Source organism: Pseudomonas sp. R3-52-08 (genome assembly GCF_003851745.1).
Taxonomy (GTDB): Bacteria; Pseudomonadota; Gammaproteobacteria; order Pseudomonadales; family Pseudomonadaceae; genus Aquipseudomonas.
On the sequence record NZ_CP027730.1, the window covers coordinates 3,239,866 to 3,264,694 of the forward strand.

The following is a 24,829-nucleotide window of genomic DNA, read 5'->3' on the forward strand; positions in this document are numbered from 1 at the left end:
TACCCTATGGACAGTTCAAGTTCGAACAACCCCGCGCAAGACGTACCCGTGACCGTACGCTGGCTCAACCCGATTGGCTGCTCGACGTTCGACACACCCATTGCGCAATTGCTGCATAGCATCAAACAACCCTCCACGCGGATCGAGGTGGTGTCGTTTGACATGAATCCCAGCCCGACACACCTGGAATATCGTGCCTATGAAGCACTCACCTATGAGCGCATCGTGCGCATTGCTCGTGACTGCGAGCCGTCGGGCGTGGATGCGCTGGTACTGGGCTGCTTCTACGATCCGGCGCTGGAAGATGCCCGTGAAATATCAGGTGAAACCCTGGTAGTCGGGCCGTGCCAGGCGAGCCTGCAAGTCATGGAACACCTGGCCAATCGGTTTTCGGTCATTGTCGGCCGGACCAAATGGATCGAGCAGATGCGTACGCGAGTGAACGGCTACGGCGCAGGCAATCGACTGGCGTCAATGCGATCGTTGGACATGGGTGTGGATGAATTCCAGCGTGACCCTGCCCTGACGCGACGCAAGATTATCGAGCAAGCCCATCGCGCGGTACAGGAAGACGGCGCCGAGGCCGTCATCCTGGGCTGCACCATCGAGTTCGGCTTTTTCGAGCAGGTACAACGCGAAGTGGGCGTACCGGTGATAGACCCCGTCGTCGCTGCCTTCAAGGTCGCGGAATCCATGGCAGGAATGAAGCGCCGGTTTGGATGGCGGCCCAGTCGGGTGGGCAGTTGTGAACCGCCGCCTGAAGCCGAAATCGCACGGTTCGGACTCTTTCAGGGCCCCGCCCCGATCGGCAACCGCGTTGAAGCCTGACACTAAAGAGGATCGTCACCATGAGTGAGATACCGTCGACGCTCGCCCCCAACGTGGGCGATGTGTTCAAAGACGTCCCCCTGACACGCACGCATCTGCGATGCTGCCTTGTCCTGTTCCTGGTATTTGCGATCGAAGCCTGGGAGATGATGATCATCGTCTACACCGCGCCGCTGATTGCAGAAGAGTTTTCCCTGGATGCGCTTGCCGTAGGCAACCTGATCGGCGCGATGTTCATTGGCATGCTGCTCGGCGCGCTGGCGTGGGGCAGGCTCGCTGAACGCATTGGCCGTAAACGCGCAATTATCTGGAGCCTGGCCTCGTATGGGGTGGTTTCGCTGGCCAGCGCATTTTCGCCAGACTACACGACGCTATACGCCTTGCGCCTGCTGTCGGGCGTTGCAGCGGTGGGGATGATGGTGGTGACCTTTGCGCATTTCCAGGAGCTGTTGCCGATACGCCACCGAGGTGCACTGACCGTGTATCTCGCGTCCGGCTGGCCCATCGGCATGCTGCTGGCCCTCGGCGCGACGGTCTGGTTGCTGCCCCAAGGATGGCGAGCGATCATCATCTTGAGCTCGCTCGGTGGGCTCTGGGCCATCGCGGTCGCGCGCTGGGTTCCGGAGTCGCCTTACTGGCTGGCCTCGGTGGGTCGACAACAGGATGCCCGGGCGTCGATCAATGCCTTGAGCCGGGGCGCAGTGAAGCTCGATGATGATTGTGTATTGCAGGTTGACCGCAGTACCTCGGGCCTGCACCGTGAATTGTTCAAGGGCGGCTTGCTCGGCATCAGCCTGCTGCAGATCACCGTTAACTTCACCTTCTCCTGGGGCTACTGGGGCTTACAGACGTGGCTCCCCACGTTGCTGCAACAACGTGGCCTCAACCTGCCGCAAAGCTACGGTTTCATTGCGCTGTCGGCGCTCTGCATGATCCCCGGCTACATGACCGCGTCGTACCTGACAGGACGTTTCGGGCGCAAGAAAATCATCGTGGGGTTTATCAGCGCCTCCGTGCTGGCCGGCTACGGGTTTGCCAATTCCACCAGCCTGGAAATGCTCTATCTGAGCAACTTCGCCTTGGCATTCTTCAGCCTGGGGGCATGGGGCGTATGGGGCGCGTGGATCGGTGAGCTGTACCCGACATCATTGCGTACTGTGAGCTACGGTTGGGCGATTTTCGCGCAACGTATGGCGAACGTACTGGCACCCTCGCTGATTGGTGCGCTGATCGCATACGGTTCTTCGTTCAACCAGACGACTACGATCATCAACGCGTTCCTGGTGGTCACGGTGGTTCTCACCGCGTTCATGCCCGAAACCGAGGGCAAGGCATTACGTTGAAGTCACCTGTTCAGCGCAGAATCCGACGCGTCGCAGGACTCTGCGCTGACTGTGCCCCACTTCAAAACCAGGCTGAATGACAGCCGCCACACCCAACAATCCTTCTCCCCTTGGAAACGGAGTTCCCATGGACAATCAACACCCCCCAACCCGCCTGGTAGTGCCCATGCAGCGCGGGGCTTATCAAAACAACGGTGCTTCACCCTGGTTCTGCACCCTGAAACTTGGCACCCCCGCTCAACCGCTCAGGTTCGCGATTGACACGGGTACGAATATGAATTGGATTACCTCGACACTGTGCCCTGCCGACCAGTGCGTGCACTTTTCCGGTGGCCGTTTCGATTTCGCGGCGTCCAGCACCTTCGCCTTTACCGATTGCCTGCGACGCCCCTACAGCTTCGGACCCTGGGGCACTATGCAGGTCGAGGCCGCCTGCGACGTATTGGCCGTTCCCAGCGACGACCTCGTGGATATCCAGTTGTTCTTAACGGCCGCCTACGAGGGAGAGCAATTCAAACAGCTGGACTGGGACGGTGGCCTGGGCCTGCCGTGCAGCAGTGCCTACCTGGAAAACCGCAACTCGTTTGTGCTTCAGTCATTGATGCGTGAAGGTCAACTGGCCCCTACCTGTCCCTACGTGACGTTTGATTGGAATAGCCGGTCGCGCAACGGCACTTGCCAAATGGGCGCCGTCGATCCGTCAAAAACCCAAGGGCCCCATCTGTTTTTACCTTGGTCCGTCTATAACAGGTTGCCCGGAGTGGAATACATCTGGTCAACAGCGCTGGAATCCTATTCGGTCGGCTCGCACTTATTGGCGAGGGACATTCAATTCGCACTCGATTCCGGCTCTTCACAATTCAAGGGCGACGATTCACTTATGCGTCAAACATTGGCGCTTATTGCACAGGGGGAGCACCCAGATATCGTGCTCGGGTTCACCGATGGAGAAATAACCTTAGGCGCAGACCTTTATAACTGCCTGATCGAGGAAGGCCCGCAAAAAGGCCAAAGGCTGCCTCAGTTCGCACCGTTGGGCATGACAGACCTGGTGTTGGTCGGGTCGCTGGTGATGGAGCACTGCTACACCGTGTATGAGTATCAGGTGGTCAAATGCGATCGCGAGGTCTATTCGTTGGCGCCCGTAGGCGTTTGGTTGTTCAATCGGCCCGACGGCCCGCAGATCATTACGCGATCCTCTTCGAAACGCTTCGTACCTGGAGCGCGAGCCGTGCTCAACCATAAAGTCACCCTCCCAGGCCCTATGACTAAAACGACTTCGGTGGCGGGCATCTGGAAAAACGACTATGGATCAGTCATGAGTCTGGAGGTATCGGGACAAAACATCCACGGGTCGTATCGTTCCTCGACCGGCTCGACGGGCGAGTACCGGATCACCGGATATTCGGCGGGGCCAGGCGCAACCCGTACCAAGAGTCAGCCAATCGCATTAGCCATTGAATGGCACGATCTGGGCAATGAAAAGCCCGATCCCAGCTGGAACTGGACCTCGGGACTCAGTGGCCAATTGAGCGTCTCGCCCGAGGGTGATGTGCTGACCCTTTCCCACCTGTTGGTTGCCAGTGGCGATTTCCCTGAGCTTGCGAGCTGTGGTACCTATGTCGACAAGCTGATTTATCATCGGGTTGAACCGTCACTGCGTCATGCGCCGGTTGCCACCTCAGAATGGCTGCCGGTTGAAAACGCCCTGGCAGGCAGATGGAACGCCGCTGATGGCGCATCGTTGGTACTGAGTGTGCGCAGTGATAGCCAGCAGCGCTTTGGAAGCGTTCACGGCCATTTCACCAGCGTCCAATCAAGCATAGCGACTGAAATTTCCGGCTTTACCGACATCCATGCGCTGGCCAGCAAACTCACCTTGCAGTCAGTCAGCATCACCGTCGCCAATACGCAAGACTCAACAGTTTCCAGCCTGAGCGGGATTCTGGATTTAAAGAGCGACGCGTTGCATCTGCAGGTTTTGGCCAGCTCGTCAGGTGCTCCCGACCATGCGTACCTGGCAACCAAACTCTCAGCCATGCAGTTCACCCGCGCTACTTGACCAACCTTTTTTCTTTCGATGGCCTGTAGCCGAAATACGCGCTGTAACACTTGCTGAAATGACTCGGCGACACGAACCCGCACGCCACGAGTACGTCGACTTGCGACAGCTCGGTGTGCTGCAACAGGCGCCGCGCTTCGGTGACGCGCAATTCCATGTAATAGCGTTGCGGCGTGGTGCCCAGTTGTTCCTTGAACAGGCGCTCCAGCTGGCGGCGCGAGCGGCCGGCGTATACGGCCAGTTGGTCGAGTTCCAGGGGTTCTTCGAGGTTGGCGTCCATCAACTTGACCACTTCGCGCAGCGGTGCGCTGACGCAGACGTTTTCGGTCGGTTTGATACGCCGGTAGCGCGACTCCTCGAAGGCGAGGATGTCTTCGATACCTTCGACCAGCGCCTTGCCGTGCAGGCTCTTGATCCAGTCCAGGGCCATATGGAAGGCGCCCGACGGGCTGGAAGCGGTCAGGCGGTCGCGGTCGATCACATAGGGCTCGCTAGTCACCTGCGCGGCCTTGGACACCTCCGCGAGTGCCGGGCGATGCTCCGGGTGGATGGCGCAGCGGTAGCCCTGCAACAACCCGGCGCGGCCGAGGAACCACGAACCGTTCCACAAACCGGCAAGCCCGATGCCGTGTTCGGCTGCGGCGCGCAGGATGTGAATGAAGTCTTCACTGGCCTTGAGTTCGGTGCGAAATCCACCACAGATCACCAGCAGGTCCAACTCCGCCAGCACGGCCAGTTCCAGGCGCGCATCGGGGCGGATGACCAGCCCAAGGTCGCTGATGACCTCACGCTCGTCCCAACCGAACGTGCGCGTCGCGAACAGCTCGGGGCGCAGCAGGTTGGCGGTGACCAGGGTGTCGAGGGTTTGGGTGAAGGCAGGCAAGGAGAAGTGTTCGAGCAACAAAAAGCCGATGCGGGTGACCGCAGCCGGCTGCCGGGGGTTGTCATTGAGGTAGCGCAGGTTCTTGCCCTTCATGCCACCGCTGAACTGGCGTCTTTCCATCGAGGGTTGGCCCACTCTTCTTGTTGATGCAATGGGCGCTATCTTAGGGGCAAATGGGGTACCTGTCTCAATCCATGGTGCTGAGCTTTAAAAACCCGAGGGGCGTTTACCCCCCCGGTTCAGCCGCTGCGGCGCAATCTGATACGGTTTTTTGCGCGCCATCTGCGTCTGTATCGAAAACCGCCCGAAGCGGACAATGGCACCACCACGATATTACTGTCGTCCCCCCTTCCCTTCGGAGGCCTTATGACCAAGATGGCTATTTTCCTGTTCGGTTTTCTGGTGTTGACCATCGGCATCGGCTTGCTGGCGACCATCTCGCCGGTTTGACGGGCCTGTCACCCGGCAACGAGCATCGGATACAACGACAGCACCAACAGACCCGCCATCGTCCAGTTGAAAACCTTCAACCAGCGCGTTCACGCAATACGCTGCGCAAGCCGCTGCCGCAGCCGACCCACACGCACACACTGGGCAAGTTAACCACGGCAAACACCAGCGCGATCACCAGCACATTGGTCACATACCCCTCGGCCGGCGTGTAGGTGGTGATCGCGCCCAGCGCCATGATCCACGCCTTGGGGTTGACCCACTGGAAGGCCGCCGCGCCGAGAAAAGTCATCGGCTTGCCCTGTTCGTCCGTGCTGTCCGCCATGCCGCCAGCGTTGGCGATCTTCCAGGCCAGGTACAGCAGATAAGCAGCACCGACATAGCGCAACAGCGTGTACGCCCAGGGGAACAGCTTGAACACTTCGCCCAGGCCCAACCCCACGCAAATCACCAGCACCATGAAGCCAATACTGATACCCAGTGCATGAGGCATCGAACGCCGAAAGCCGAAATTCACGCCTGAGGCCAGCAACATGGTGTTGTTGGGGCCCGGCGTGATCGAGGAGACGAAGGCGAACAGCACAAAGGCTGAAAGAAGGCTGGTGGACATGAACATGGCGCGGCATCCAAGCGGGGTTGATGTCCTGCGACAGTAGAGGGTTGCGCAGTTTATCGCCCCATACAGCTGGTGTTGGATCGAGGAATACACTTTGATGACATGGGTTTCACAAAGCTTTCACAGACGCAGGCCTAAGGTTAACCCAGCTCCTACATGAACACCTTTTAGCCCGCTCCCCCATCGCGGGCTTTTCTTTGCCTGTGATTTTTCCCGGATAAACAGGGTGAACGCTGTGATAGACGATCTTGGCGGTCCCAGAACCGCACAACAAGCACTGTTCTACGACCTTGAAGATGCCAGCGCCGTAATCGGCTGGTCGGTGGTTGAACTGGCGGCCCTGGCGGCCAGCGGCAAGACGGGCGATCAAGCGGCGCTGCTGACCAAAGTGTGCACACTGCTGGCCGTCCAGCAGAAACGTCTTGAGGCCTATGCACATGAAGTCAAAGAGCAGCGAATCAATCGATCTGAAGCGGCTGGCTGAGACCAGCCGCATCGCTGCATAGGACTGATCAGCGGTGTTGCGTTAAATGCTGACCGCCGTCAGCATGTTGTTTTTTTACACGCTTTCGCGCTCTGAGTTCGTATTGATGATGAAAGAACCAGGCCACCAAGAGTAGGCCTGTCACACCGAAAACCAGGGTTAACAGCTCTAATGCAGTACCTTCGTGTGAAAACATTTTTCGTTCCTCGTCCTGAAGCCGTGTGACTGGAAAACAGTCACACCGAAATTGTTTGTAACAATACAAACATTTTCAGGGTAGTCGGCCAAGACGCTGATGACAACCCTGACCGGGCTATAACCCTTGATCTAGACGCGTCACTCGTCGAAAAACCGCTCAAGAACCCTGTGGCGAGGGAGCTTGCTCCCGCTGGACTGCGCAGCAGTCCCCTTCCAGCCCCCCGCCCGAGCCGAGCAAGCCCTCCCGTACGCACCACGAGCGCAAAAAAACCCGGCACCAGGCCGGGCTCGGAAAGTTGAATCAACCACTAGTTATCCGGATGTTCACTCGCCACCGAATCGGCCGCATCCACATCGGACATATCCTCCTCCAGAGGCGCCTCGTCGTCCGGCGGCAACGGAATACCATCTTCGTCGCGCTTGGGATCGTGCCCGGTTTCGTTGTCCGTGCTGCGGGTCACTGCCTGCTGGGAAAGGTTTCCTGGGGCATTTTCATTGATGTGCATGCTGGCTCTCCGTTCAAAAACGCTCGGGATATCCGCGCTTGATATTCAGAGACGGCATGGCAGGCAGAGTGCCGGCTGTTAGACGAATGGTGGTCGGCTCAGCATTCCGGGAGTCGGCGCAAACACGTCCTTAGCTGCATGCGACCTGCCTGAGCTGGCGGTAGGCAACCACCAGTTGCTCCAGGCTGAACGCCAGGTTTCGCCCACTGGGATTGGGCAAGACCCACACGGCGGCATTGCCGAACGTCCTGCTCTGCAGCCCCCACTCCACGTGGCGCTGCCCGGATAACGCTGCATACGCCGCCTTGCCGAGAAACGCCACATAGCGCGGTGCATAACGAGCGATCTTCTGTTCGAAAGCCGCTGCCGCTGCGATGAACTCCTGCCTGGACAATTGATCGGCCCGCGCCGTCGGCCGTTCGACCACGGCGGTCAGCCCGCACTGGTACTGAAGCAGGGTGCGATCACTTTGCGCAGGCACTTGCCCAGAGGTAAACCCGGCCAGATGCAGCGTGCGCCAGAAACGATTGCCTCGGCCCGCAAAGTGATGCCCTTGGGCGGCAGCGGTCATGCCGGGGTTGATTCCGCAAAACACCACCGCCAACTGCTCGGCCAATATGTCTTCCAGGCCTTCATTCACCGCAGATCACCCTTATCAGGAACTATCGCCAGACGAACTGTCGAGCTTACAACGCAAACGTAGCGCCACGCGTATTCACAAACAGCGAATAGATCGAGTGACTACTGGCCATGAACAGCCGATTCCCTTCACGTCCCCCAAAGCACACATTCGGGCAGCGCTCTGGCAGCGAAATGTGCCCGATGGCCTTGCCCTGCGGATTGAACACGCGCACGCCATCGAGCTTTTCCAGGTCAGCCTTGGGATCCCCATTGCCGCCCCACCCACACCACAGGTTGCCGGCTTCGTCGCATTTGATGCCGTCGATTGCGGCATAGTCCAGCCCCTCGATGTGCTTGCGGCGTTCGCCCAACGTGCCGTCGTCCTTCACGGCAATCGCCCAGATCAGGCGATTGGGCTTGGCGCGACCTTCGACGACGTACAGGGTTTTTTCATCCGGAGAAAAGCACAGACCGTTGGGGCCATTGAGGTCGTCGATTACCCGCGTGACGGCTTGGCTCTCGCCATCGATGCGGTACACGGCGTGGGGTTGGGTCGGGGTGATTTTGTGCCCTTCGTAGTTGTTGCCGGTCTGGAATGGCGGGTCGGTGAACCAGATCGATCCGTCACTTTTGCAGACAATGTCGTTGGGCGAATTGAAGCGCTTGCCGTCGAAGCTGTCGGCCAGCACGGTGATCGTGCCATTGTATTCGGTGCGCGTGATGCGTCGGCCTTCGCTAGTGGTGGTCGAGCCTTCGCAGACGATCAGACGCCCCTGGCGATCCCGGCACATGCCGTTGGAGAAATTCGAATGTTCGCGGTACACAGTGAAGGTGTCGCTGATTTCGTCCCAGCGCATGATGCGATTATTCGGAATGTCGCTGACCAACAAATAGCGGCCATCACCCACCCACACCGGCCCTTCGGCCCAGCGCATACCGGTGGCGAGCTTTTCAACGCTGGCGTTGAATACGCGTAGCTCGAGAAAACTGTCGTCGAGGATGTGGACCAATGGATCAGGGTAACGCTGGCTCAAGGGTTCGGCGGCTTCGGAGAATCGGCTCAGCGCGGCGCCGCCGACGGTGGCGAGCGTGGCGGAAACAGCGAGGGATTTTTTCAGGAAGCTGCGGCGGGTATTGCCCTTGGCTTGGGTAAGGGTTTCAGGCGTGGCGGACAGGGATGATTCCATGGAGTGGTCTCCGTGAATTTATTTTTGTTGGGAAGAGGTAGTAATACCGCGTGGTAGGACATCGTACAAGTGATTGTTGCGAGACCATAACGCATGAGGTTCTGAAAGCCGGATGACACCGAACCGCAGGCAATACAAACCCCGTAGACGTTAATCTACGGGGTTCTTAAGAGTGGAGGCGAGGTCGGAATCGAACGGCGTAGGCGGGTTACAAACCACGGATGTTCATTATTTATCAACTAGCTGCAAAAAATTAAATTCCGAAAACGATGGAAAAACTGTACGTTTCTGCTCAATTCCCCAGGGGCAAGCAATCATTTGCGGAACTGATTTTCCAGTGTGCAGCGCAGCTACATCCTTTTCTTCACCGTAGCCGCTGGTTTTAAAGGTAAACGTGGACAAACCAAAAGTACGCACTCTCTGCCCAACCTTTGCTACATGAGCTAACCTAAGGCAACCCTCTCTCATTAATGGCTGAATGACATGTATAACCGATTTATAGGATTGCAGATCAATGACTGTGGAATCGGGATATCTATGCCCAACGGAGGGACGGGGGATGTCTTCATTAACCCGCAGATTAATCGCTGTGGCGTAGCAGTTGAATATCGCGACGCCCCTAGCGTGCTTGAGTCAATCGGGCTACCTGGGGATACACCCCATGACGCCATTATTGAAGTACTACGGATTTTGAAAGCGCACGAAAAAAGCGACGCTGTTCAAAAGACAGCTCTCATTAAACGCTCAAAGCTGGGTGCATTAGTCAATGGCTCTGTGAACGCATCAACAATTATGGCTAATTTGATCACCATCTCCGCATCTCTACAGTTTTCTACAATCGTCAGTATGTTGAAGAACCTAAACCCATAGCACTCAACACGAGATCAAGCTGGCGCTGTCGGAGACTCTTCCTTGGAGGCGCTGATTCGCCAGTCCCAATTCAAGGAGATCCCTCCGAAGCGGCCAGCGAGATCAAGCTGACACACGCGAGCCGCCTGCTTGGCCACACCACGGAAGAGATGACCAAAAAGATCTATCGACGTGTCGGGGAAATCGTTAAGCCAACGAACTGATTTATCCGTTTAATACTTACATCCCAAAGAACTTTGTCAACGCAGAGGTCAGCACGCCAGCTCCAACCTGAGCCGGTATCTCCCATGCTGGAGTACCGGCTTTAGAAATCATGCCGGCCAGCCAAGCGCGTACACCAGGCCCAAAATTCTTGCTATCTGATTCAGCATTTAGGTCATCGTCATTAATGGCAATTTGCAGCTCTGCCACATCCGCCTCTGCAACCTTGTTTCTTCTTAGCTCACGAATCAAAGACGGCAAATCCTTTATGCCAACAGTTGACTTATTATGTGATGCTTGATTCCCCTCACCAATAGCCAAACTTATATTTGCACCATCACCAAAAACGGCGCCTTTGAACATTTCACTTAGCCCCTCAACCTTTGGTATGACCTTGGGGTCGGCGCCCGCTTCCGTTTCCGGTAAGACATGTTCAAGGTTTAGCAAAAAGTCCAGCAGTCGGGATCTTGACTCGTTAAGGATTTGCTCAAAACAACCAGCAGGAGGCTTTCCCCAAGCACTTGAAATACCGAACGATTTCTCTATTCCTTGCCGTAGGAATGGAAAAAAACGGTGGTCAATATTCACTATGAGGTCATCGGGCTTTTTGGAAAACTCTTCAATTACGGCAATACTTTGACTGTGCCGGACAACCAATACTTTTTCTATAAAGTCTTCAGGCATGCCGCCAATTGGCAATCTATAGTTCGTATAACGTTTGACCCCATTCTCCACATTGCCGTACGGAGTTAAATTTGAGATGCGATATTTTGGAAGCTCATCGTCATCTCCGTACCCCTGAATTTCACCCTTCACCCACTTTGCGAAGTCTTTGTTCTGCAGTTTATGCGCAATAACCTGAGCCTTAAAAAAAGCGTTTGCCAACGGGAGATTAGCATCACTCAGGATGTCTATCGCTTCGTCTATTAGCTTCATTGAGCCCCTCAAACCTTCGTAGTTGCAGCTCTTTCGGCTGTCTGTCTCACGTCATCCCCACTGACATCATGCGAGCCATCACGCGCTCAAATCAAGTAGTCAATTCACAGGTTTCACCGCGCTTACGACCTAAAATCCCGCCGCATTGAGTGTCCTTGGATTTGCAGAAATCATTACATAGTTGCGGAACACATACCAAAAGTTGCGGAACGTTTCCTAAATTTCAGCCAATAAAAAACCCCGCAGACGTTAATCTACGGGGTTTTCAAGAGTGGAGGCCGAGGTCGGAATCGAACCGGCGTAGGCGGATTTGCAATCCGCTGCATAACCATTTTGCTACTCGGCCTCAAACGATCAATGCCTGTGTTGCCAACATTCATCGCATACAAACTTGAGTGGGCTCTGTGAAGCGCGCCTCTACTCTAACTCATTGAATACATTGAAGTTTTTAATGCTTCATTGCGTTCGATGGGCGCCATTATGTACTCATTTGCTTTTGCCTGCAACCCCTTGATTTCAAAAATATTTCGCATTGGCATCAAGGGGTTGCGTGCCTGCCCTACTCCTGGATGCGTTGCTCCTGGTAGTGCGGGTCGGCTTTGATTTGGGCGTCGGTGAATGGCAGTGGGCGCAGGTTTTTCGCGGAGAAAGCCTGGGTCTGGTCCTTGGAATAGTTTGAGTCAGGATTGCTGGACTCGGAGAACGCCAGTACGCCTACCGCCTGGGGGCCTTTGTCGTCGAAGGTGACGATTTGCAGGTAGCTGGTGCCGCTGACGACTTCGCGTTTGCCGTCGGCACGGGGCACGGTTTGCATGGCGTTGTAGATGCCCAGTTCTTGCGGGCCACCATGGATCGGGGTTTGGCCGGAGACTTGGATGTCGCCCCAGCGGCTGACGCCGAGTTTACCGACTGCGCTGCTCGAGGCCAGCATGGCTTCGCGCAGGGCTTTGGCCACGGGCGCGCGGTCGATGGCCAGGCCGCTGGGAGTAGTAAGCGGGTGCGCCGGGTCGAAGGCAACGCGCCAGGCATCGGGTATTTGCTGCAGGTGCTCCACCAGGTTGATGAAGTGCACCAGGCCCAGGCCGCTGTCGAGGTTGGCGCGTTGGTCCCAGGTTTTCAGGCTGGTGCACAGCGCCTGCAGCGCAGCAGCATCGTTGCCCAGGTGTTTGGCGCAGAACTGCAGCAGGTCCGGCATGACTTGCCCGGCGAGGTACACCTCGTTGTCCATGACCATATTTTGCAGGGCGCTGACCGTGATCGGCTGTTTATCCAGGGATTGCAGGCGTTGCAGGGCAAAACGGGCACGGGGGCCGAGGCCGATGTTGTCCTGGCTGATCACTGGCGAGAAGCCGGTAAGCGGCGCCTTGGGGTTGGCCAGCCACGCGGAGTCATTGGAATGCTGCACATAGTCCGCGCGGTGCAGTTGCGGCAATTGGGCGGCGGCGAAGATGCCGGCCTGAGCGGCCCGAGGGTCGATGTCCCAGGCGCAGGCACTGCGGCTGCCGTCGAGCATGATCATTTGCAGGCCGGCGCGGGGGTCACTGCATTGCGCCAGTTTGGCGGCGCTGACGTTGGGCACCACCGACAGGTTCATGTACAGGCTCTGGCCCTGGTCATCGGCGGCCAGGGTGTTGACCCAGGGGATGCCTTGCAGGGTGTGCACCGAAGTTTGCAGTTCCGCGAGGCTGCCGGCGCGGTTCATGGCGTACCACTGTTGCAGCACGCGGTCGTTGCCGAGGTTGGCGTCGCGCAGGCTGAAGGCGTAATGATTGTCCCAATCCAGCTTGCCGGGCCACTGCACCACCGGGCCGAATTGTGAACTGTAGACCGTATGGGTGACGTCCTTGACGCTGCCATCGGCCTGCTTGACCTGCAGCGTCAGCGTGGTTTTATCCAGGGGCACGGACTTGCCATCGAGCAGGTAGCGGGTGGAGTCCTTGGGGTCGAGCGTCAGGCGATACAGGGTGAAATGCTTGGAGGTGTCCACCGTATGCGTCCACGCCACGTGCTGGTTGAAGCCGATGTTCATCACCGGCAACCCAGGCAGCGCCGCGCCCATCACATCCAGTTGGCCGGGGATCGTCAGGTGCATCTCGTAAAAACGCATGCCGCCCACCCACGGGAAATGCGGGTTGGCCAGCAACATGCCGCGACCATTGAAGGAGCGATCGCGGCCCACCGCGACGGCGTTGCTGCCTCGGTCAAGGGTGAAGCGCTGTTGATTGGCCGCAGCCAGTTCGAATGCCTTGGCATCGGGCTGCACGGCGGCGGTGGCCTGGGGTGGCGTCGCGCCCATCAAGGCTTCAGCGAATTGGCCGACACCGCCTTCTACCAGCAGCCTACGGGTCAACTTGATCAGGTCTTCCTTGACCAGCGGACGCACCCACGCCGCCTGACACTGCGCCGGCGCGCCCTGCTCTTTCAGATAACGGTTGTAACCGGCCACATAGCCTTCGATACGCTGGCGGATCTGCGGCGTTTGCGCCTTCCAGAACGCCTCTACCGCATCGGGTGTGTTGAGCCAGGTAAAGAACACATCGCTGGCCAGGTTGTTGCGCTCCTCCAAGGTTGCCTGCTCGGGGCCGAAGAACCGGGCGCGCTGGCCATTCACCGTGACCACTTCATTGGCCAGCAGGCACAGGTTGTCCTGGGCATACGCATAGCCGATGCCGAAACCCAGGCCGCGCTCATCATTGGCGCGGATATGCGGCACGCCGTAGGTGGTACGCCGAATCTCTGTGGACGCCTGCGCCACTGACTCCCGCGCCGATGCCGCCAGGCTCATTCCCAGCAACAGCCCTGCCACGCATACCCTGGACAACCCGTTGAAAATAATCACGCCGACTCCACAGTCAAATTGAACACCCTCGGTAGGGACAACTCCCCCACCGTAAGGACGCAGCCAACCGAAAATAATTTAATGGCGTGGGCGGTTTATTCCAGGCGCTCGCACTGTGACAAACCCGATACCGACAAAATTTCTACATCCTGCACTTCATGATTTTGCGCGTTCGTTCGTCTTATTGAATAAGAGCACCATCATTTTCCTGATCAGGCTCTGATAAGGAGTTTTTGCATGTATAACCCGCAAGTGCCCACGGATGGACATTCATCGACCGCCGAGGCCAATGTCGGCAACACCCCCCTAGGGTTCGGCAAAACGCCCGAACAGCAGGGCAACCAGCGTATTCGCCATTTGCTCAAGTGCTTCGGTCTGCGCACCAGCCTGATCCGGCTGAAGGTCATCGACGCCCTGCTCACCGCTGCCGGCAACCAGCGCACCCTCGGCGTGCGCGGCGTGCACAGCCATCTGCTGGAGCTGGGCATCCCGTTGTCGTTTCTCAGTGTGCGCGAGGTGCTCAAGCGCTTGTGCAGCGAGGGCGTGATCACCCTCAATGCCGACAAGAGCTACAGCCTCCACGAAGAGGCCGCCAAAGTGCTCGAGGGACGCGCCTGAATCGCGCGCGCATCAGAAGTGTGGCTTGACCTTGCGACGCATGATGCCGTTGATCACGACCACCACCACGGCAATGGCAATGGCCAGGTACTGGAAGGTTTTCTCGCTGATAGCGCCAATGTTCTGCAGGTAGGACAGGCCGAACATCGAGGCCAGCACGGCCAGGGCAATCAGAATCGAGTATTTCAAGCGTTGTTTCTGGGTCATGACGAGTTCCTGAACCTTAAAGAATGTATCCAGTGTGTATCGCCGCAGATGCCAAGCACATACCCGAAAACGGGGATGGACGCTGGGCGGCAAGGTCTCATGTTACAGGCGATGAAAAGCTTTGGCTCGTTCCGCGCCCGATTGACCTTGTGAGCCCCTGGAGGATTGCCCAAATGCTGCGTCGAATCACCCTGCTGATTCCCTTGCTGATCATGTTGACCCTGAGCGGCTGCTTCTTTTTCCCACGAGGTGGCGGCGGCTGGCATGACCATCGCTACGGCGGTGGCCCAGGCTACGAGCACCGCTGAATGAACGAGCGTCTCGCTGCCGGCGAGACGCTCACCCTGTAAAAACCGCTACCCGCCATGCACCCAGCGCTGATGCAGCCACCGCGCCAACGTATCCAGCGCAAATCCCAGCAGCCCGATCAGCAACACCATCGCCATAAGTTCCGAATACGCCAGGCGGTCACGGGTATCGAGGATGTAATACCCAAGCCCCGCACTGACCCCAAGCATCTCGCACGGCACCAGCACAATCCACAGAATGCCGATGGCCAGGCGCACGCCCGTCAACACGTGCCCCACCACGCCCGGAATGACCACTCGGCGCAACGTCTCCCAGCGCGTCGCGCTCAAGCTCTTGCTCAATTGCAGCCAGCGCGGGTCGAGCTGGCGCACGCCCGCCGCCGTGTTGAGCATGATCGGCCACACGGCGGCGAACGCCAGCAGGAAATAGATCGGCTGGTCCCCTACCCCCATCAGCATCACCACGATCGGCATCCAGGACAGGGGCGAGATCATCCGCAAAAACTGGAAGGCCGGCGTGGTCGCCGCCTCCAGGTTGCGCGAACTGCCTACCAGCAGACCCAGCGGAACTCCAACCAGCAAGGCCAGGAACAGCCCGACGAAGATGCGCTTGAGGCTCACCGCGATGTGCACATACACCTCACCGCGTCCGAGCAATTCCCACAGGCTGCTGAACGTCGCCGCCAGGGAAAAGCGCGCCGACAGGCCGTCCGCCACGCCAAACAGTTTCACCCCCAGCCACCACAACACCAACAACCCGGCCAGGCCGCCGAACCCGAGCAACCAGCCCGGCCACGCGCCGGTTTTACCGTTGTTCAAACGCCAATCTCCTCATGCCGCGCGTAACCCTCAGGCAAGCCGAAGGTCTGCATGCCGCCGACGGCCTCGATGGCGTTGCGCACAAAGCGGTCGTCCACCAGGTCTTTGGCGACGAAGGCCGGGTCGAGATCGGCGAGGAATCGCTTGTCGCCTTCGATCAAGGTGTCTTTGAGGCGGCGCACCAGTTCTTCGGTGTAGCTGGGGAATGGGTAAGGTTGGAAGTCGATGCGGTGCTCGTCCCAGTTGGCGTGCTGGATCGCGCCATCGGCCAGGTACCCGGCGCGATCGGCGGTGGCAGGCGCGAGCACCTTGCTCAACACCGGTTCGGCATGCGGCGTGTAGCGGTTCGGGCCGTCCTTGGACAGTAGCTTCACCGCTTCCTCGCGATGGTCACGGGTCCAGACCTGGGCCTTGACGATGGCGTTCACCACTTTCTGCGACCATTCAGGGCGGTTGGTCAGGTCATGCTCATGCATGAACACCACGCAGCAGGCATGGTTGCGCCATATGTCGCCGGTAAAGCGCTGCACCCGGCCGACCTTGAGGTTCTCGGCCAGGGCGTTGAACGGCTCGGCGACGATGTAACCGTCGATGCGCTTGCTGGCCAATGCCGGTGGCATGTCCGACGGCGGCAGCACGATCAGGTTGACTTCATTGGCGCCAATCGCACCGCCCGCCGCGCGTGCCACCGGCGTCAGCCCGTTATCGCGAAACAACTGCTGCACCACCACGTTATGAATCGAATACCAGAACGGAATCGCCACCGACTTGCCGCCCAGCTGCTTCACATCGGTGATGCCCGGCGCCACGGTCAGGCCCGAACCACCAACGTGGTTCCATGCCACCACTTTGGCCGGCACCTTGCTGCCGTAGCGCGCCCACACGGTCATGGGCGACAACAGGTGAATCACGTTGACCTGCCCCGAGATGAACGCTTCGATCACCTGGGCCCAGCTGCGCAGCAACACCGGGCGTTCAGCCTTGATGCCTTCGGCTTCGAACAGCCCATTATTGTGCGCGACCAACAGCGGCGTGGCGTCGGTGATCGGCAGGTAGCCGATGCGCACCGGCGCGTCGGGCTCACTGGCGGCGCGCGCCTGCAGGCTGCTCAGCAACGGCAAGGCGCCAGCGGCACTGAGCACCGCCGAGAGTTTGAGAAAGTCGCGACGCGAGTGGGACAGGTCATCCAGACACATGGCTAAGCTCCAGCAGATCAAGGGGGTTGGGTTGAGAGCGGCTCGCCTGCCGCAGGGTTTTAAGAATGTCGATGCGCAATGCGCCAATGGCTTCGACCTGGTCCTCACGCGGTTGCGGCAGGTCGATTTGCCACTCGCCCAAGGTGCGCGCGGGGCGGTTCCCCAGCAGCAGGATGCGGTCAGACAGCAGCAAGGCTTCATCGATGTCGTGGGTGATCAGCACGGCCGCCGAGCCCTGTTCGCGATTGACCTTGAGCAGCAGGTGCTGCATGTCCGCGCGGGTCACTTCGTCGAGGGCGCCGAAGGGCTCGTCCAGCAGCAACACCTGTGGCTGGCGGGCCAGGCAGCGGGCCAATGCGGTGCGCTGGGCCATGCCGCCGGACAGCTGCGCGGGAAATTGGTGGCGGGCGTGTTCCAGGCCGACAGCGGCGATCGCATGCTCCACACGCTGGCGGCGCTGTTCATTGCCCAGGTGCGGTTGCCGGGCGAAATCCAGGCCGAAGGCGACGTTCTTTTCCAGGTTCAGCCACGGCAGCAGGCTCGGGTCCTGAAACACCACCGCCACCCGTGGATGCGGGCCATTCAAAGGCTCCCCCAGCACGCGTACGCTGCCGCCCTGGGGCGCCTGCAAACCGGCCAGCACACGTAACAGACTGGACTTGCCCACGCCGCTGGGGCCGAGGATTGACACCACTTCGCCTGGCTGCAACTGCAGGTCGAAGCCTTCCAACACCGGGCCACTGGCATACCCCAGGCAAACGCCCTGCGCCGTCAATACCGCGGGGCTCATAGGTTGGCCTGGCGGTGCAGCTCGGTGCGCAGCTGCACCAGGCTGGGCGTGACGATGGGCACAAACGCCGATTCACGCCAGCGCCGGGCAAAGCCGCTGCCGTGGGCGGTGAGGTAGGCCTTGCCGCCGCTGGCCTGCAATTCCAGCTGCACAGCGCTGGCGGCGGTTTCCGCCAGGGCGATGCGCAGCTTGAACAACGGCACCGGTTCAGCGGCGAACCGCCCGGCCAGCAGGCCGTTCTTGAGTTCGCTGACCAGGTGATCGAGTGTCACGCGCAGCGCTTCGAGTTCTTCGCGCAGCACGGTGCGCGAAGCGCCCAAATGATGAGCCACCTCCGCCAGGGAGCGGCGCGCCAGCCCGATCGACAGGCCGCATTGCAAACCCAGGAACGCCGGGCGCACGGCGGGCAGGAACTGGCGCGCGTCCTCATGCAATAACCAGTCGCGGCTCAGCTCCACGCCTTCCAGGCCGAGGGCGGCGGTATTGCTCGACTGCAGCCCGAGCAACTCCAGGTCGCGGGAGCGCTGCAAGCCGGCCACTGAATCCGGAATCGCCAGGATAAACGGCGCGCCGCCAGCCGCGTGTTCAACGGCCGCAGCGGCGACGAAGCCGCTCTTGCGCAGGTTGGTCACCCAATGCAGGCGACCGTTGAGGGTCCAGCCGTGATCGTTGGGTTCGGCGCTGATCTGCAGCGTCTCGATGCCGGACAGGAACTTCATCGCATTCGACAGCCCGGTGGCACCGGCCAGCTTGCCGCTGAGCAAGTCCGGCAGCAATTGCTCGCGCAGCGGCGCGTTGGGGCTCTGCAGCAGGTATTCGATAAACGAGCGTTGGCCCCAGCAAACGAACGCGGCCGCCAGGGAATGGCTGGCAATATTGGCGATGGCCTCCACGGCCCCGGCCACGTCACCGCCGAGGCCACCCAAGGCTTTGGGCACGCCAACGCGCAACACATTGGCCTCTGCCAGCCGTGGCAGCACTTCCTGTGGATCGCAACTGCCCACGTCCAGGGCCTGCGCTTGAACATCGAGCCAACGGCTCAAGATTGGGTCAAGCATGTACGTTTCTCCTTGTTCCTACAGATGGACCATCGCCGGTTCAGCTTGCCGGTTTTTCCCAACGGTATTGCGCCAGCTCCGGGTTCAGCGGCGTGCGCGCAAACACATTAGCGAAATTGCACAGCGTGGCCAGGCTGACGCCCAGGATCACTTCCAGCGCATGCCCGTCGCTGTAGCCGGCGGCGCGGAACGCGTCATAGCCTGCATCGCTGACATCACCGCGGGTGGCGATCACTTCTCGGGTGAACGCGGCGAGTGTCTCATAGCGCGCATTGGGCAACTCACCGCGCTGGCGCAGCGCGTCAATCACGTCTTCGGGCAGCTTGGCTTTGTTACGCGCGACGGCGGTGTGCCCGGCAACGCAAAAATCGCAACCATGCTGGGTGGCAGCGATCAGTTGCACCACTTCGCGGTCAGCCAGGCTCAGTTCCGACTTGGCATTCAGGCCGGAAACGGTGATATAGGTTTCCAACGCGGCCGGAGCATTGGCCAGCACGGCGAGCAGATTGGGAATGAACCCTGAGCCTTTCAGCGCGTTTTCCAGAAAGGGCCTGGCAGCTTGCGGCGCGGTTTCAAGGGTGAGCAGCGGTACGCGGGACATGGAGTGGTCTCCTCATGGGTGAATGACTCCAGTCTGTTGGTTATAAAAAAACCGCTCAATAGGCTAAAGTAGCGATTACTTGCTCTAGAGTCTTTTCATTAGATGAATTCGTCCAGCGCGCTCGTCGATTGGTTATTAGACAGCCTCGAACTCAACACTAGCCTGTTCCATGTCGGCCGCTATTGTGGCGACTGGCATGCGAGCACCCATGGGCTGGCCAGGGCGAGTTTTCATCTGATTGTGCAAGGCGAATGCTGGCTGCACATCCACGGCCAGCCGGCGCAGTACCTGAACAACGGCGATGCGGTATTCCTGCTGCGCGACCTGGAATATCGGCTGTCCGGTGCAGACACTGCGCAGGGCGCGCAGGAATGCCCGCGCCGGCCGATGCTGGCGCTCGATAGCAACGCTGCGGACGGGGTGGGCCTGGTCTGCGGTTTCTTTCATTTCCAGTCCGGGCTGTCGGCGATGATCGTCGACAACCTGCCCGCCTGGATCATCCTGCGCGCCGGCGACCCGTCGTTGACTGCCGCGCGCAATCTGTTCGAACTGATCCTGCAAGAGTGCGAGCGCCAGCCAGCGCCCTCCTCGGCCATGCTCGAACGGCTGTGCCATCTGTTGTTTTTGTATGTGCTGCGTCAACAAGTGCTGGATAACCGCGAATTGGGCGGGCTGGCGGCACTCGCTCGGCACCCGGCATTTTCCAATTTGTTGGAACAGCTGATTGCACGCCCGGCCGAAAACTGGACGCTGGAAAGCATGGCCGCCTGCACCGGGCTGTCACGCTCGGCGTTTTTCAAGCGTTTCAATGAACTATGCGGACAATCACCCGGCCAGGTATTGTTGATGATGCGCATGCGCCACGCCTGCCAGTTGTTCAAGGCAGACCAGACCGTGGCGGATGCATCGCTGGCGGTGGGCTATCAATCGGTGGCAGCGTTTACCCGAGCCTTTCATAAAGTCACCGGGCAACAACCGGGCGCCTACCGCCGCGCGCAAAGCTAGCGCCGCAACCCATTGCCCGGCGCGGCGCACAGTTGCACCAGCCAGTCGACAAACACCCGAACCCGCTGAGACAGCTGACGATGTGGCGGGTACAGCGCGGTCAACGCCATGGTCGGCACCGCCAGCTGCGGCAATACCTCCATTAGCGTGCCCTCGGCCAGTTGCTTCATGGCGTGATAATGCGGCGCCTGGATCAGCCCGTAGCCGGCTTCGCAGGCGGCGAAATACCCATCGGAACTGTTCACGGCTACCACCTTCGCCAAGTTGATCGTGCGCAATTCGGCGCCGAGCTGGAACTCCAGGCCAAAGCGCTTGCCGCTCGCGCTGGAGACATACTCGATCATCTGGTGCCGCGCCAGCTCGTCCAGGCTGGCGGGCACGCCCATGCGCTGCAGATAGGCGGGGCTGGCCAGGGTCAACTGGTCCATCATCGCCAGCGGACGCGCCACCAGCGACTCGTCCAACGCCAGGCCACCGCGCAGCACGCAATCGACCCCTTCGCGGATCAAGTCCACCGGGCGATCATTGAGCCCGATGTCCAGCTCGATCTGCGGGTACAACGCGGTGAATGTCGGCAACGCCGGAATCACGATCAAACGGCCGATGCCCGACGGCATATCGATGCGCAAGGTGCCTCGCGGGTTTTGTCGGCGCGAGGAGAACACCGCCTCGGTTTCCTCCAGGTCCGTCAGCAACTGCACGCAACGCTGGTAGTACGCCGCGCCGTCGAGGGTCGGGCTGACCTGGCGCGTGGTACGTTGCAGCAGTTGCACGCCCAGGTGCGCCTCCAGTTGCTTGATCAGGATAGTCACTGAGGCGCGCGGCAATTGCAGGCTGTCCGCAGCCTTGGCGAAACCGCCCAACTCCACAATCCGGGTGAAAACGCGCATGGCGTTGAAACGGTCCACCGTGCCCCCCTTGAGGATTGTTTAGATTTTATAAATAGTCATAGTGCTTTTAGCCGGTTTATCCAGGTTTTGTCGAGGATAACAATGGACGCCTTCATCCAAGGAGCTCCACCATGCGCACTCGTCAACTGGGTAAAAACGGCCCGCACGTCTCCGCCATCGGCCTCGGCTGCATGGGCATGAGCGATTTCTATAGCCCCGGCGTCGACACCACGCAAGCCGTCGCCACCCTGCACCGCGCCCTGGAACTGGGGGTCAACTTTCTCGATACCGCCGACATGTACGGCCCGCACACCAACGAACAATTGATCGGCAAGGCCATCGCCGGCAAGCGCGACCAGGTGTTCCTGGCCAGCAAATTCGGGATCCTGCGCGACCCGGCGAACCCGGCGCTGCGCGGCGTGAATGGGCGCCCCGAGTACGTTCGCGCGTCCATCGACGGCACGCTGCAGCGCCTGGGCATTGAAACCCTGGACCTGTACTACCAGCACCGCATCGATCCGCAGGTGGCCATTGAAGAAACCGTCGGCGCCATGGCCGAGCTGGTGCAACAGGGCAAGGTGCGCTACCTGGGCCTGAGCGAAGCGTCAGCCGCCACCCTGGAACGGGCGCATAAGGTCCACCCCATCAGCGCCCTGCAAAGCGAATATTCACTGTGGAGCCGCGACCAGGAGCACAACGGCTGCCTCGCCGCCTGCCAACGCCTGGGCATCGCCTTCGTGCCTTACAGCCCGCTGGGCCGGGGCTTTCTGACCGGCGCGCTGAAAAGCCCGGAAGATTTCGGCGCTGACGACTACCGCCGCTTCAACCCGCGTTTCCAGGGCGAGAACTTTGCCAAAAACCTGCAACTGGTCAAACAGGTGCAGGCGCTGGCGGCGGACAAGGGCATCACGGCGGGCCAACTGGCGCTGGCCTGGGTATTGGCGCAGGGCGACTACGTTGTACCGATCCCAGGCACCAAGCAGCGCAAATACCTGGAAGAGAACGTGGCGGCCGTGTCGATCAGCCTGACCGCGACTGAAGTGGCAGCACTGGCAGCGATCTTCCCGGCGCACGCAACAGCCGGCATGCGTTACCCCGAGGACGTGATGGCCATGCTCCAGATCTGACCTGGCGGCGCCGCTCGACGGCGCTGGCACTTTCTTGCACACACCTACCTAAAGCTCCTACCGTCCAAGCCGATAGCCCTACGAAGCTCTAACAAAGCCGCGCCGACAATAACGCTTCGTAAGGACGATCCCATGCCCCCACTGCGCTCCATCCAAGCTCGCTATACCCTGTTCCTGGTGCTGTTCGTCCTGGTGTTATTGGTGTTGACTGTCGTGGGAATCGGCCAGTTGGTCGCACCCAAGCTGCAATACACCGAAGAACAGGTGGTACTCAATCGCATCGGCGAAGTGGCCGAACAGATCCAGGGCGAACTGAACAAGGTTCAGGCCCAGCAACGCACCATCACTCAAACGATTCCGCTGCTCGACAGCGACGCCATCGACAAGGTACTGCCCGGCCTGGTGGATCAATACGGCGAGCTGAAAGTATTCGGCGGCGGTATCTGGCCGCTGCCCAACCAGCGCACGCCTGGGCGCAACAAACACAGCACGTTCTGGCACCGTGACGCGTCGGGCAAGTTGGCGGTCAACACCTTCTGGAACAGTGACCCCGCGCCCAACTATTACGACCAGAGCTGGTACAAGGGCGGCCTCGCCTCGCCCCGTGGCCAATGCGCCTGGGCCGCCGCCTACAAGGACGACGCCAGCCAGGAGCCGCGCACCAACTGCGCCATGGCGATCCAGCGTGACGGCGCCGCCTATGGAGTGGCGACCATCGACGTGACCCTGGGCTTCTTCAATGACCTGGTGGCCAGCAAGGAAAAAGACATCGGCGGGCAAATGCTGATCGTCGAAGGCGACGGCAAGATCATCAGCAACAGCTCGCGCATCAGCAGCCCGGTGGTGTTGAAGAACATCAGCGAACTGACCGGCACCTCGGCCTTTGCCGCCCAGGTCAGCAAAGCCCTGGCCCATCGTGACCAGGCCTTGCAACGCAGCGAGTTCGACAACCAGGGCGTGGCCAGCACGTTCTACATGCGTCCGATCGAGGGCACCCCGTGGTTCCTGGCGACCGCCCTGCCCACCTCACTGATCACCGCCCAGCGCAATGACGTGCTCGGCAGCCTGGCGTTGCTGCAAATCCCGATGGTGATCCTGCTGGTGCTGCTCGCGGCGTATGCCATTCGCCAGTTGGTACAGCGCATGAAAGCACTCAAGGGCAATATCGACGCGCTGTCCGCCGGCGACGCCGACCTCACGCGACGCATCACCATCCGCGCCGAAGACGAACTGGGCGCCATCGGTCACTCGGTGAACCACTTTATCGTCTACCTGCAAAACATGATCGGCGAAGTGACCCAGGCCACCGGCGCCATGGCCTCGGGCCTTGCGCAACTGCAGCAGACCTCGGCGCACACCAACCAGATCCTGGTGCGCCACGCTTCAGAAACCGACCAGACGGTGACCGCCATCACCGAAATGAGCTCCACCGCCGACACCGTCGCGCAAAACGCCGCTGAAACCGCAGCGTTCACCCAGCGCGCCAACGAACACGCCGACCGTTCCCGGGTGGTGGTGGGCGAAGCGTCCACCAGTGTCAGCGCCTTGATCGGTGAGGTGGCCAGCGCGACCCACACCGTCGAGAACATGCGCCAGGACGCCGCACGTATCACCGAAACCCTCGGCGTGATCGGCGCCATCGCCGGCCAGACCAACCTGCTGGCGCTCAACGCCGCGATTGAAGCGGCGCGGGCCGGCGAACAAGGCCGCGGTTTTGCCGTAGTGGCCGATGAAGTACGCGCACTGGCCGCACGTACCCAGGCCAGCACCTCGCAGATCAACGAGATGCTGGCGCGCTTGACCACCGGCGTAAGCTCATCGGTTGCCGCCATGGAAAACACCCAGGCCAGTTGCCAGTCGGCGGCGGATGCCACCGCGCGGGTGAACAGCGGGCTCGATGAAATGGCCGGTTCGGTCAGCCATATCAACAACCTCAGCACCCAGATCGCGACGGCCGCCGAGCAACAAAGCGCCGTGACCGAAGAGATCAACCGCAGCATGGTGCAGATCCGACATATGGTAGAAGAGCTGGTCGAAAGCGGCCATGCCACTGAAACCAATACCCACAGCCTGCTGGAAGCGAATGGCCGGGTGATTGCCTTGATGGGGCGCTTCAAAGTGCGTTGATCCACGCCTGAATACTCCCGTGCAAAGCGCGGGAGTCGGACTATTCTCACAGCTCCTGG

23 protein-coding genes, 1 tRNA gene and 1 pseudogene are annotated in these 24,829 nt (G+C 59.8%); 9 read left to right on the plus strand and 16 right to left on the minus strand.

All coding sequences use genetic code 11. From position 1 onward, the window contains the following. Positions 1 to 6: 6 nt before the first annotated feature. The 3 genes from C4J91_RS14780 (at position 7) to C4J91_RS14790 (ending at position 4,233) form a co-directional block, all read left to right on the plus strand. On the plus strand, positions 7 to 828 hold the full coding sequence (locus C4J91_RS14780; protein ID WP_124363012.1) for an aspartate/glutamate racemase family protein: 822 nt from the start codon (positions 7 to 9) through the stop codon (positions 826 to 828). A 20-nt stretch (positions 829 to 848) separates the two neighbouring features. Continuing rightward, a complete protein-coding gene (locus tag C4J91_RS14785; protein WP_124363013.1) occupies positions 849 to 2,171 on the plus strand; it encodes an MFS transporter in 1,323 nt (440 codons plus the stop codon). Positions 2,172 to 2,298: 127 nt separating this feature from the next. Then, complete coding sequence (locus C4J91_RS14790; protein ID WP_124363014.1) at positions 2,299 to 4,233, plus strand: avidin/streptavidin family protein; 1,935 nt, start codon at positions 2,299 to 2,301, stop codon at positions 4,231 to 4,233. Here C4J91_RS14790 and C4J91_RS14795 read toward each other — a convergent pair. Together C4J91_RS14795 and C4J91_RS14800 are read right to left on the minus strand one after the other, a co-directional pair. Further along, positions 4,226 to 5,209: a GlxA family transcriptional regulator gene (locus C4J91_RS14795; protein WP_124365160.1), complete on the minus strand. Its 984-nt coding sequence runs from the start codon at positions 5,207 to 5,209 to the stop codon at positions 4,226 to 4,228. The two genes, C4J91_RS14790 and C4J91_RS14795, sit on opposite strands and share 8 nt — an antisense overlap. A gap of 365 nt (positions 5,210 to 5,574) precedes the next feature. Next, positions 5,575 to 6,182 (minus strand): annotated as a pseudogene (locus C4J91_RS14800) (LysE family translocator). A gap of 226 nt (positions 6,183 to 6,408) precedes the next feature. On the opposite strand from C4J91_RS14800, the gene C4J91_RS14805 reads away from it, so the two are divergent. Beyond that, the gene (locus tag C4J91_RS14805; RefSeq protein WP_124363015.1) at positions 6,409 to 6,666 is read left to right on the plus strand and encodes a hypothetical protein; all 258 of its coding nucleotides are present in this window, start codon (positions 6,409 to 6,411) and stop codon (positions 6,664 to 6,666) included. Between the two features lie 506 nt (positions 6,667 to 7,172). Here C4J91_RS14805 and C4J91_RS14810 read toward each other — a convergent pair. The 7 genes from C4J91_RS14810 to C4J91_RS14845 form a co-directional block, all read right to left on the minus strand. Then, positions 7,173 to 7,370 (minus strand): hypothetical protein, encoded by a 198-nt coding sequence (locus C4J91_RS14810; protein ID WP_124363016.1) that lies wholly within the window; start codon positions 7,368 to 7,370, stop codon positions 7,173 to 7,175. Positions 7,371 to 7,500: 130 nt separating this feature from the next. Next, on the minus strand, positions 7,501 to 8,010 hold the full coding sequence (gene mug / locus C4J91_RS14815) for a G/U mismatch-specific DNA glycosylase (protein ID WP_124363017.1): 510 nt from the start codon (positions 8,008 to 8,010) through the stop codon (positions 7,501 to 7,503). Between the two features lie 46 nt (positions 8,011 to 8,056). Beyond that, positions 8,057 to 9,178: an SMP-30/gluconolactonase/LRE family protein gene (locus tag C4J91_RS14820; RefSeq protein ID WP_124363018.1), complete on the minus strand. Its 1,122-nt coding sequence runs from the start codon at positions 9,176 to 9,178 to the stop codon at positions 8,057 to 8,059. A 228-nt stretch (positions 9,179 to 9,406) separates the two neighbouring features. Then, positions 9,407 to 9,595: a hypothetical protein gene (locus tag C4J91_RS14825; protein WP_124363019.1), complete on the minus strand. Its 189-nt coding sequence runs from the start codon at positions 9,593 to 9,595 to the stop codon at positions 9,407 to 9,409. A 672-nt stretch (positions 9,596 to 10,267) separates the two neighbouring features. After that, a complete protein-coding gene (locus tag C4J91_RS14835; protein ID WP_124363020.1) occupies positions 10,268 to 11,185 on the minus strand; it encodes a hypothetical protein in 918 nt (305 codons plus the stop codon). A 272-nt stretch (positions 11,186 to 11,457) separates the two neighbouring features. Then, positions 11,458 to 11,531: transfer RNA gene (locus C4J91_RS14840), tRNA-Cys, on the minus strand. Between the two features lie 213 nt (positions 11,532 to 11,744). Further along, positions 11,745 to 14,024 (minus strand): acylase, encoded by a 2,280-nt coding sequence (locus C4J91_RS14845; protein ID WP_124363021.1) that lies wholly within the window; start codon positions 14,022 to 14,024, stop codon positions 11,745 to 11,747. Positions 14,025 to 14,261: 237 nt separating this feature from the next. On the opposite strand from C4J91_RS14845, the gene C4J91_RS14850 reads away from it, so the two are divergent. Then, positions 14,262 to 14,642 carry a fe2+ zn2+ uptake regulation protein gene (locus tag C4J91_RS14850; RefSeq protein ID WP_124363022.1) on the plus strand — a complete coding sequence of 127 codons (381 nt, stop codon included), beginning with the start codon at positions 14,262 to 14,264 and terminating at the stop codon, positions 14,640 to 14,642. A 12-nt stretch (positions 14,643 to 14,654) separates the two neighbouring features. Here the strand turns inward: C4J91_RS14850 and C4J91_RS14855 are convergent, their stop codons facing one another. Continuing rightward, positions 14,655 to 14,849 (minus strand): hypothetical protein, encoded by a 195-nt coding sequence (locus C4J91_RS14855; protein WP_124363023.1) that lies wholly within the window; start codon positions 14,847 to 14,849, stop codon positions 14,655 to 14,657. A 173-nt stretch (positions 14,850 to 15,022) separates the two neighbouring features. Between C4J91_RS14855 and C4J91_RS27810 the strand changes: the two genes are divergently transcribed. Then, positions 15,023 to 15,157 carry a hypothetical protein gene (locus C4J91_RS27810; protein ID WP_256657411.1) on the plus strand — a complete coding sequence of 45 codons (135 nt, stop codon included), beginning with the start codon at positions 15,023 to 15,025 and terminating at the stop codon, positions 15,155 to 15,157. A 48-nt stretch (positions 15,158 to 15,205) separates the two neighbouring features. On the opposite strand, the gene C4J91_RS14860 is transcribed toward C4J91_RS27810, so the two are convergent. From C4J91_RS14860 to C4J91_RS14880, 5 genes are read right to left on the minus strand one after another with little or no spacing between them, the layout of a single operon-like run. Next, complete coding sequence (locus tag C4J91_RS14860) at positions 15,206 to 15,976, minus strand: ABC transporter permease (protein WP_124363024.1); 771 nt, start codon at positions 15,974 to 15,976, stop codon at positions 15,206 to 15,208. Further along, positions 15,973 to 17,172: an ABC transporter substrate-binding protein gene (locus C4J91_RS14865; protein ID WP_124363025.1), complete on the minus strand. Its 1,200-nt coding sequence runs from the start codon at positions 17,170 to 17,172 to the stop codon at positions 15,973 to 15,975. The genes C4J91_RS14860 and C4J91_RS14865 overlap by 4 nt, the downstream gene beginning before the upstream one ends. Next, positions 17,159 to 17,962, minus strand: coding sequence for an ABC transporter ATP-binding protein (locus C4J91_RS14870; RefSeq protein ID WP_124363026.1), 804 nt, complete (start codon positions 17,960 to 17,962; stop codon positions 17,159 to 17,161). The genes C4J91_RS14865 and C4J91_RS14870 overlap by 14 nt, the downstream gene beginning before the upstream one ends. Further along, positions 17,959 to 19,020 (minus strand): acyl-CoA dehydrogenase family protein, encoded by a 1,062-nt coding sequence (locus tag C4J91_RS14875; RefSeq protein ID WP_124363027.1) that lies wholly within the window; start codon positions 19,018 to 19,020, stop codon positions 17,959 to 17,961. Before C4J91_RS14875 ends, C4J91_RS14870 begins: the two co-directional genes overlap by 4 nt. Positions 19,021 to 19,060: 40 nt before the next feature. Further along, positions 19,061 to 19,621: a carboxymuconolactone decarboxylase family protein gene (locus C4J91_RS14880; RefSeq protein WP_124363028.1), complete on the minus strand. Its 561-nt coding sequence runs from the start codon at positions 19,619 to 19,621 to the stop codon at positions 19,061 to 19,063. Positions 19,622 to 19,723: 102 nt separating this feature from the next. Here C4J91_RS14880 and C4J91_RS14885 point away from each other — a divergent pair, with 102 nt between their 5' ends. After that, entirely contained in the window at positions 19,724 to 20,626 is a 903-nt protein-coding gene (locus C4J91_RS14885) for an AraC family transcriptional regulator (RefSeq protein ID WP_124363029.1), read from the plus strand. On the opposite strand, the gene C4J91_RS14890 is transcribed toward C4J91_RS14885, so the two are convergent. Beyond that, positions 20,623 to 21,534 (minus strand): LysR family transcriptional regulator, encoded by a 912-nt coding sequence (locus C4J91_RS14890; RefSeq protein ID WP_124363030.1) that lies wholly within the window; start codon positions 21,532 to 21,534, stop codon positions 20,623 to 20,625. The genes C4J91_RS14885 and C4J91_RS14890 overlap by 4 nt on opposite strands. A gap of 113 nt (positions 21,535 to 21,647) precedes the next feature. On the opposite strand from C4J91_RS14890, the gene C4J91_RS14895 reads away from it, so the two are divergent. Further along, a complete protein-coding gene (locus C4J91_RS14895) occupies positions 21,648 to 22,643 on the plus strand; it encodes an aldo/keto reductase (RefSeq protein ID WP_124363031.1) in 996 nt (331 codons plus the stop codon). Positions 22,644 to 22,775: 132 nt separating this feature from the next. Beyond that, the gene (locus C4J91_RS14900; protein WP_124363032.1) at positions 22,776 to 24,770 is read left to right on the plus strand and encodes a methyl-accepting chemotaxis protein; all 1,995 of its coding nucleotides are present in this window, start codon (positions 22,776 to 22,778) and stop codon (positions 24,768 to 24,770) included. The last annotated feature ends 59 nt before the right edge of the window (positions 24,771 to 24,829 follow it).

What these genes read in the sequence shown, in the direction of transcription:
- C4J91_RS14810 (WP_124363016.1), bottom strand. Translation starts at nt 7,370, where the DNA reads ATGCACATCAATGAAAATGCCCCAGGAAACCTTTCCCAGCAGGCAGTG.
- C4J91_RS14795 (WP_124365160.1), bottom strand. Translation starts at nt 5,209, where the DNA reads ATGAAGGGCAAGAACCTGCGCTACCTCAATGACAACCCCCGGCAGCCG.
- C4J91_RS14820 (WP_124363018.1), bottom strand. Translation starts at nt 9,178, where the DNA reads ATGGAATCATCCCTGTCCGCCACGCCTGAAACCCTTACCCAAGCCAAG.
- C4J91_RS14855 (WP_124363023.1), bottom strand. Translation starts at nt 14,849, where the DNA reads ATGACCCAGAAACAACGCTTGAAATACTCGATTCTGATTGCCCTGGCC.
- C4J91_RS14880 (WP_124363028.1), bottom strand. Translation starts at nt 19,621, where the DNA reads ATGTCCCGCGTACCGCTGCTCACCCTTGAAACCGCGCCGCAAGCTGCC.
- C4J91_RS14900 (WP_124363032.1), top strand. Translation starts at nt 22,776, where the DNA reads ATGCCCCCACTGCGCTCCATCCAAGCTCGCTATACCCTGTTCCTGGTG.
- C4J91_RS14865 (WP_124363025.1), bottom strand. Translation starts at nt 17,172, where the DNA reads ATGTGTCTGGATGACCTGTCCCACTCGCGTCGCGACTTTCTCAAACTC.
- C4J91_RS14870 (WP_124363026.1), bottom strand. Translation starts at nt 17,962, where the DNA reads ATGAGCCCCGCGGTATTGACGGCGCAGGGCGTTTGCCTGGGGTATGCC.
- C4J91_RS14875 (WP_124363027.1), bottom strand. Translation starts at nt 19,020, where the DNA reads ATGCTTGACCCAATCTTGAGCCGTTGGCTCGATGTTCAAGCGCAGGCC.
- C4J91_RS14785 (WP_124363013.1), top strand. Translation starts at nt 849, where the DNA reads ATGAGTGAGATACCGTCGACGCTCGCCCCCAACGTGGGCGATGTGTTC.
- C4J91_RS14835 (WP_124363020.1), bottom strand. Translation starts at nt 11,185, where the DNA reads ATGAAGCTAATAGACGAAGCGATAGACATCCTGAGTGATGCTAATCTC.
- C4J91_RS14895 (WP_124363031.1), top strand. Translation starts at nt 21,648, where the DNA reads ATGCGCACTCGTCAACTGGGTAAAAACGGCCCGCACGTCTCCGCCATC.
- C4J91_RS14790 (WP_124363014.1), top strand. Translation starts at nt 2,299, where the DNA reads ATGGACAATCAACACCCCCCAACCCGCCTGGTAGTGCCCATGCAGCGC.
- C4J91_RS14780 (WP_124363012.1), top strand. Translation starts at nt 7, where the DNA reads ATGGACAGTTCAAGTTCGAACAACCCCGCGCAAGACGTACCCGTGACC.
- C4J91_RS14885 (WP_124363029.1), top strand. Translation starts at nt 19,724, where the DNA reads ATGAATTCGTCCAGCGCGCTCGTCGATTGGTTATTAGACAGCCTCGAA.
- C4J91_RS14850 (WP_124363022.1), top strand. Translation starts at nt 14,262, where the DNA reads ATGTATAACCCGCAAGTGCCCACGGATGGACATTCATCGACCGCCGAG.
- C4J91_RS27810 (WP_256657411.1), top strand. Translation starts at nt 15,023, where the DNA reads ATGCTGCGTCGAATCACCCTGCTGATTCCCTTGCTGATCATGTTGACC.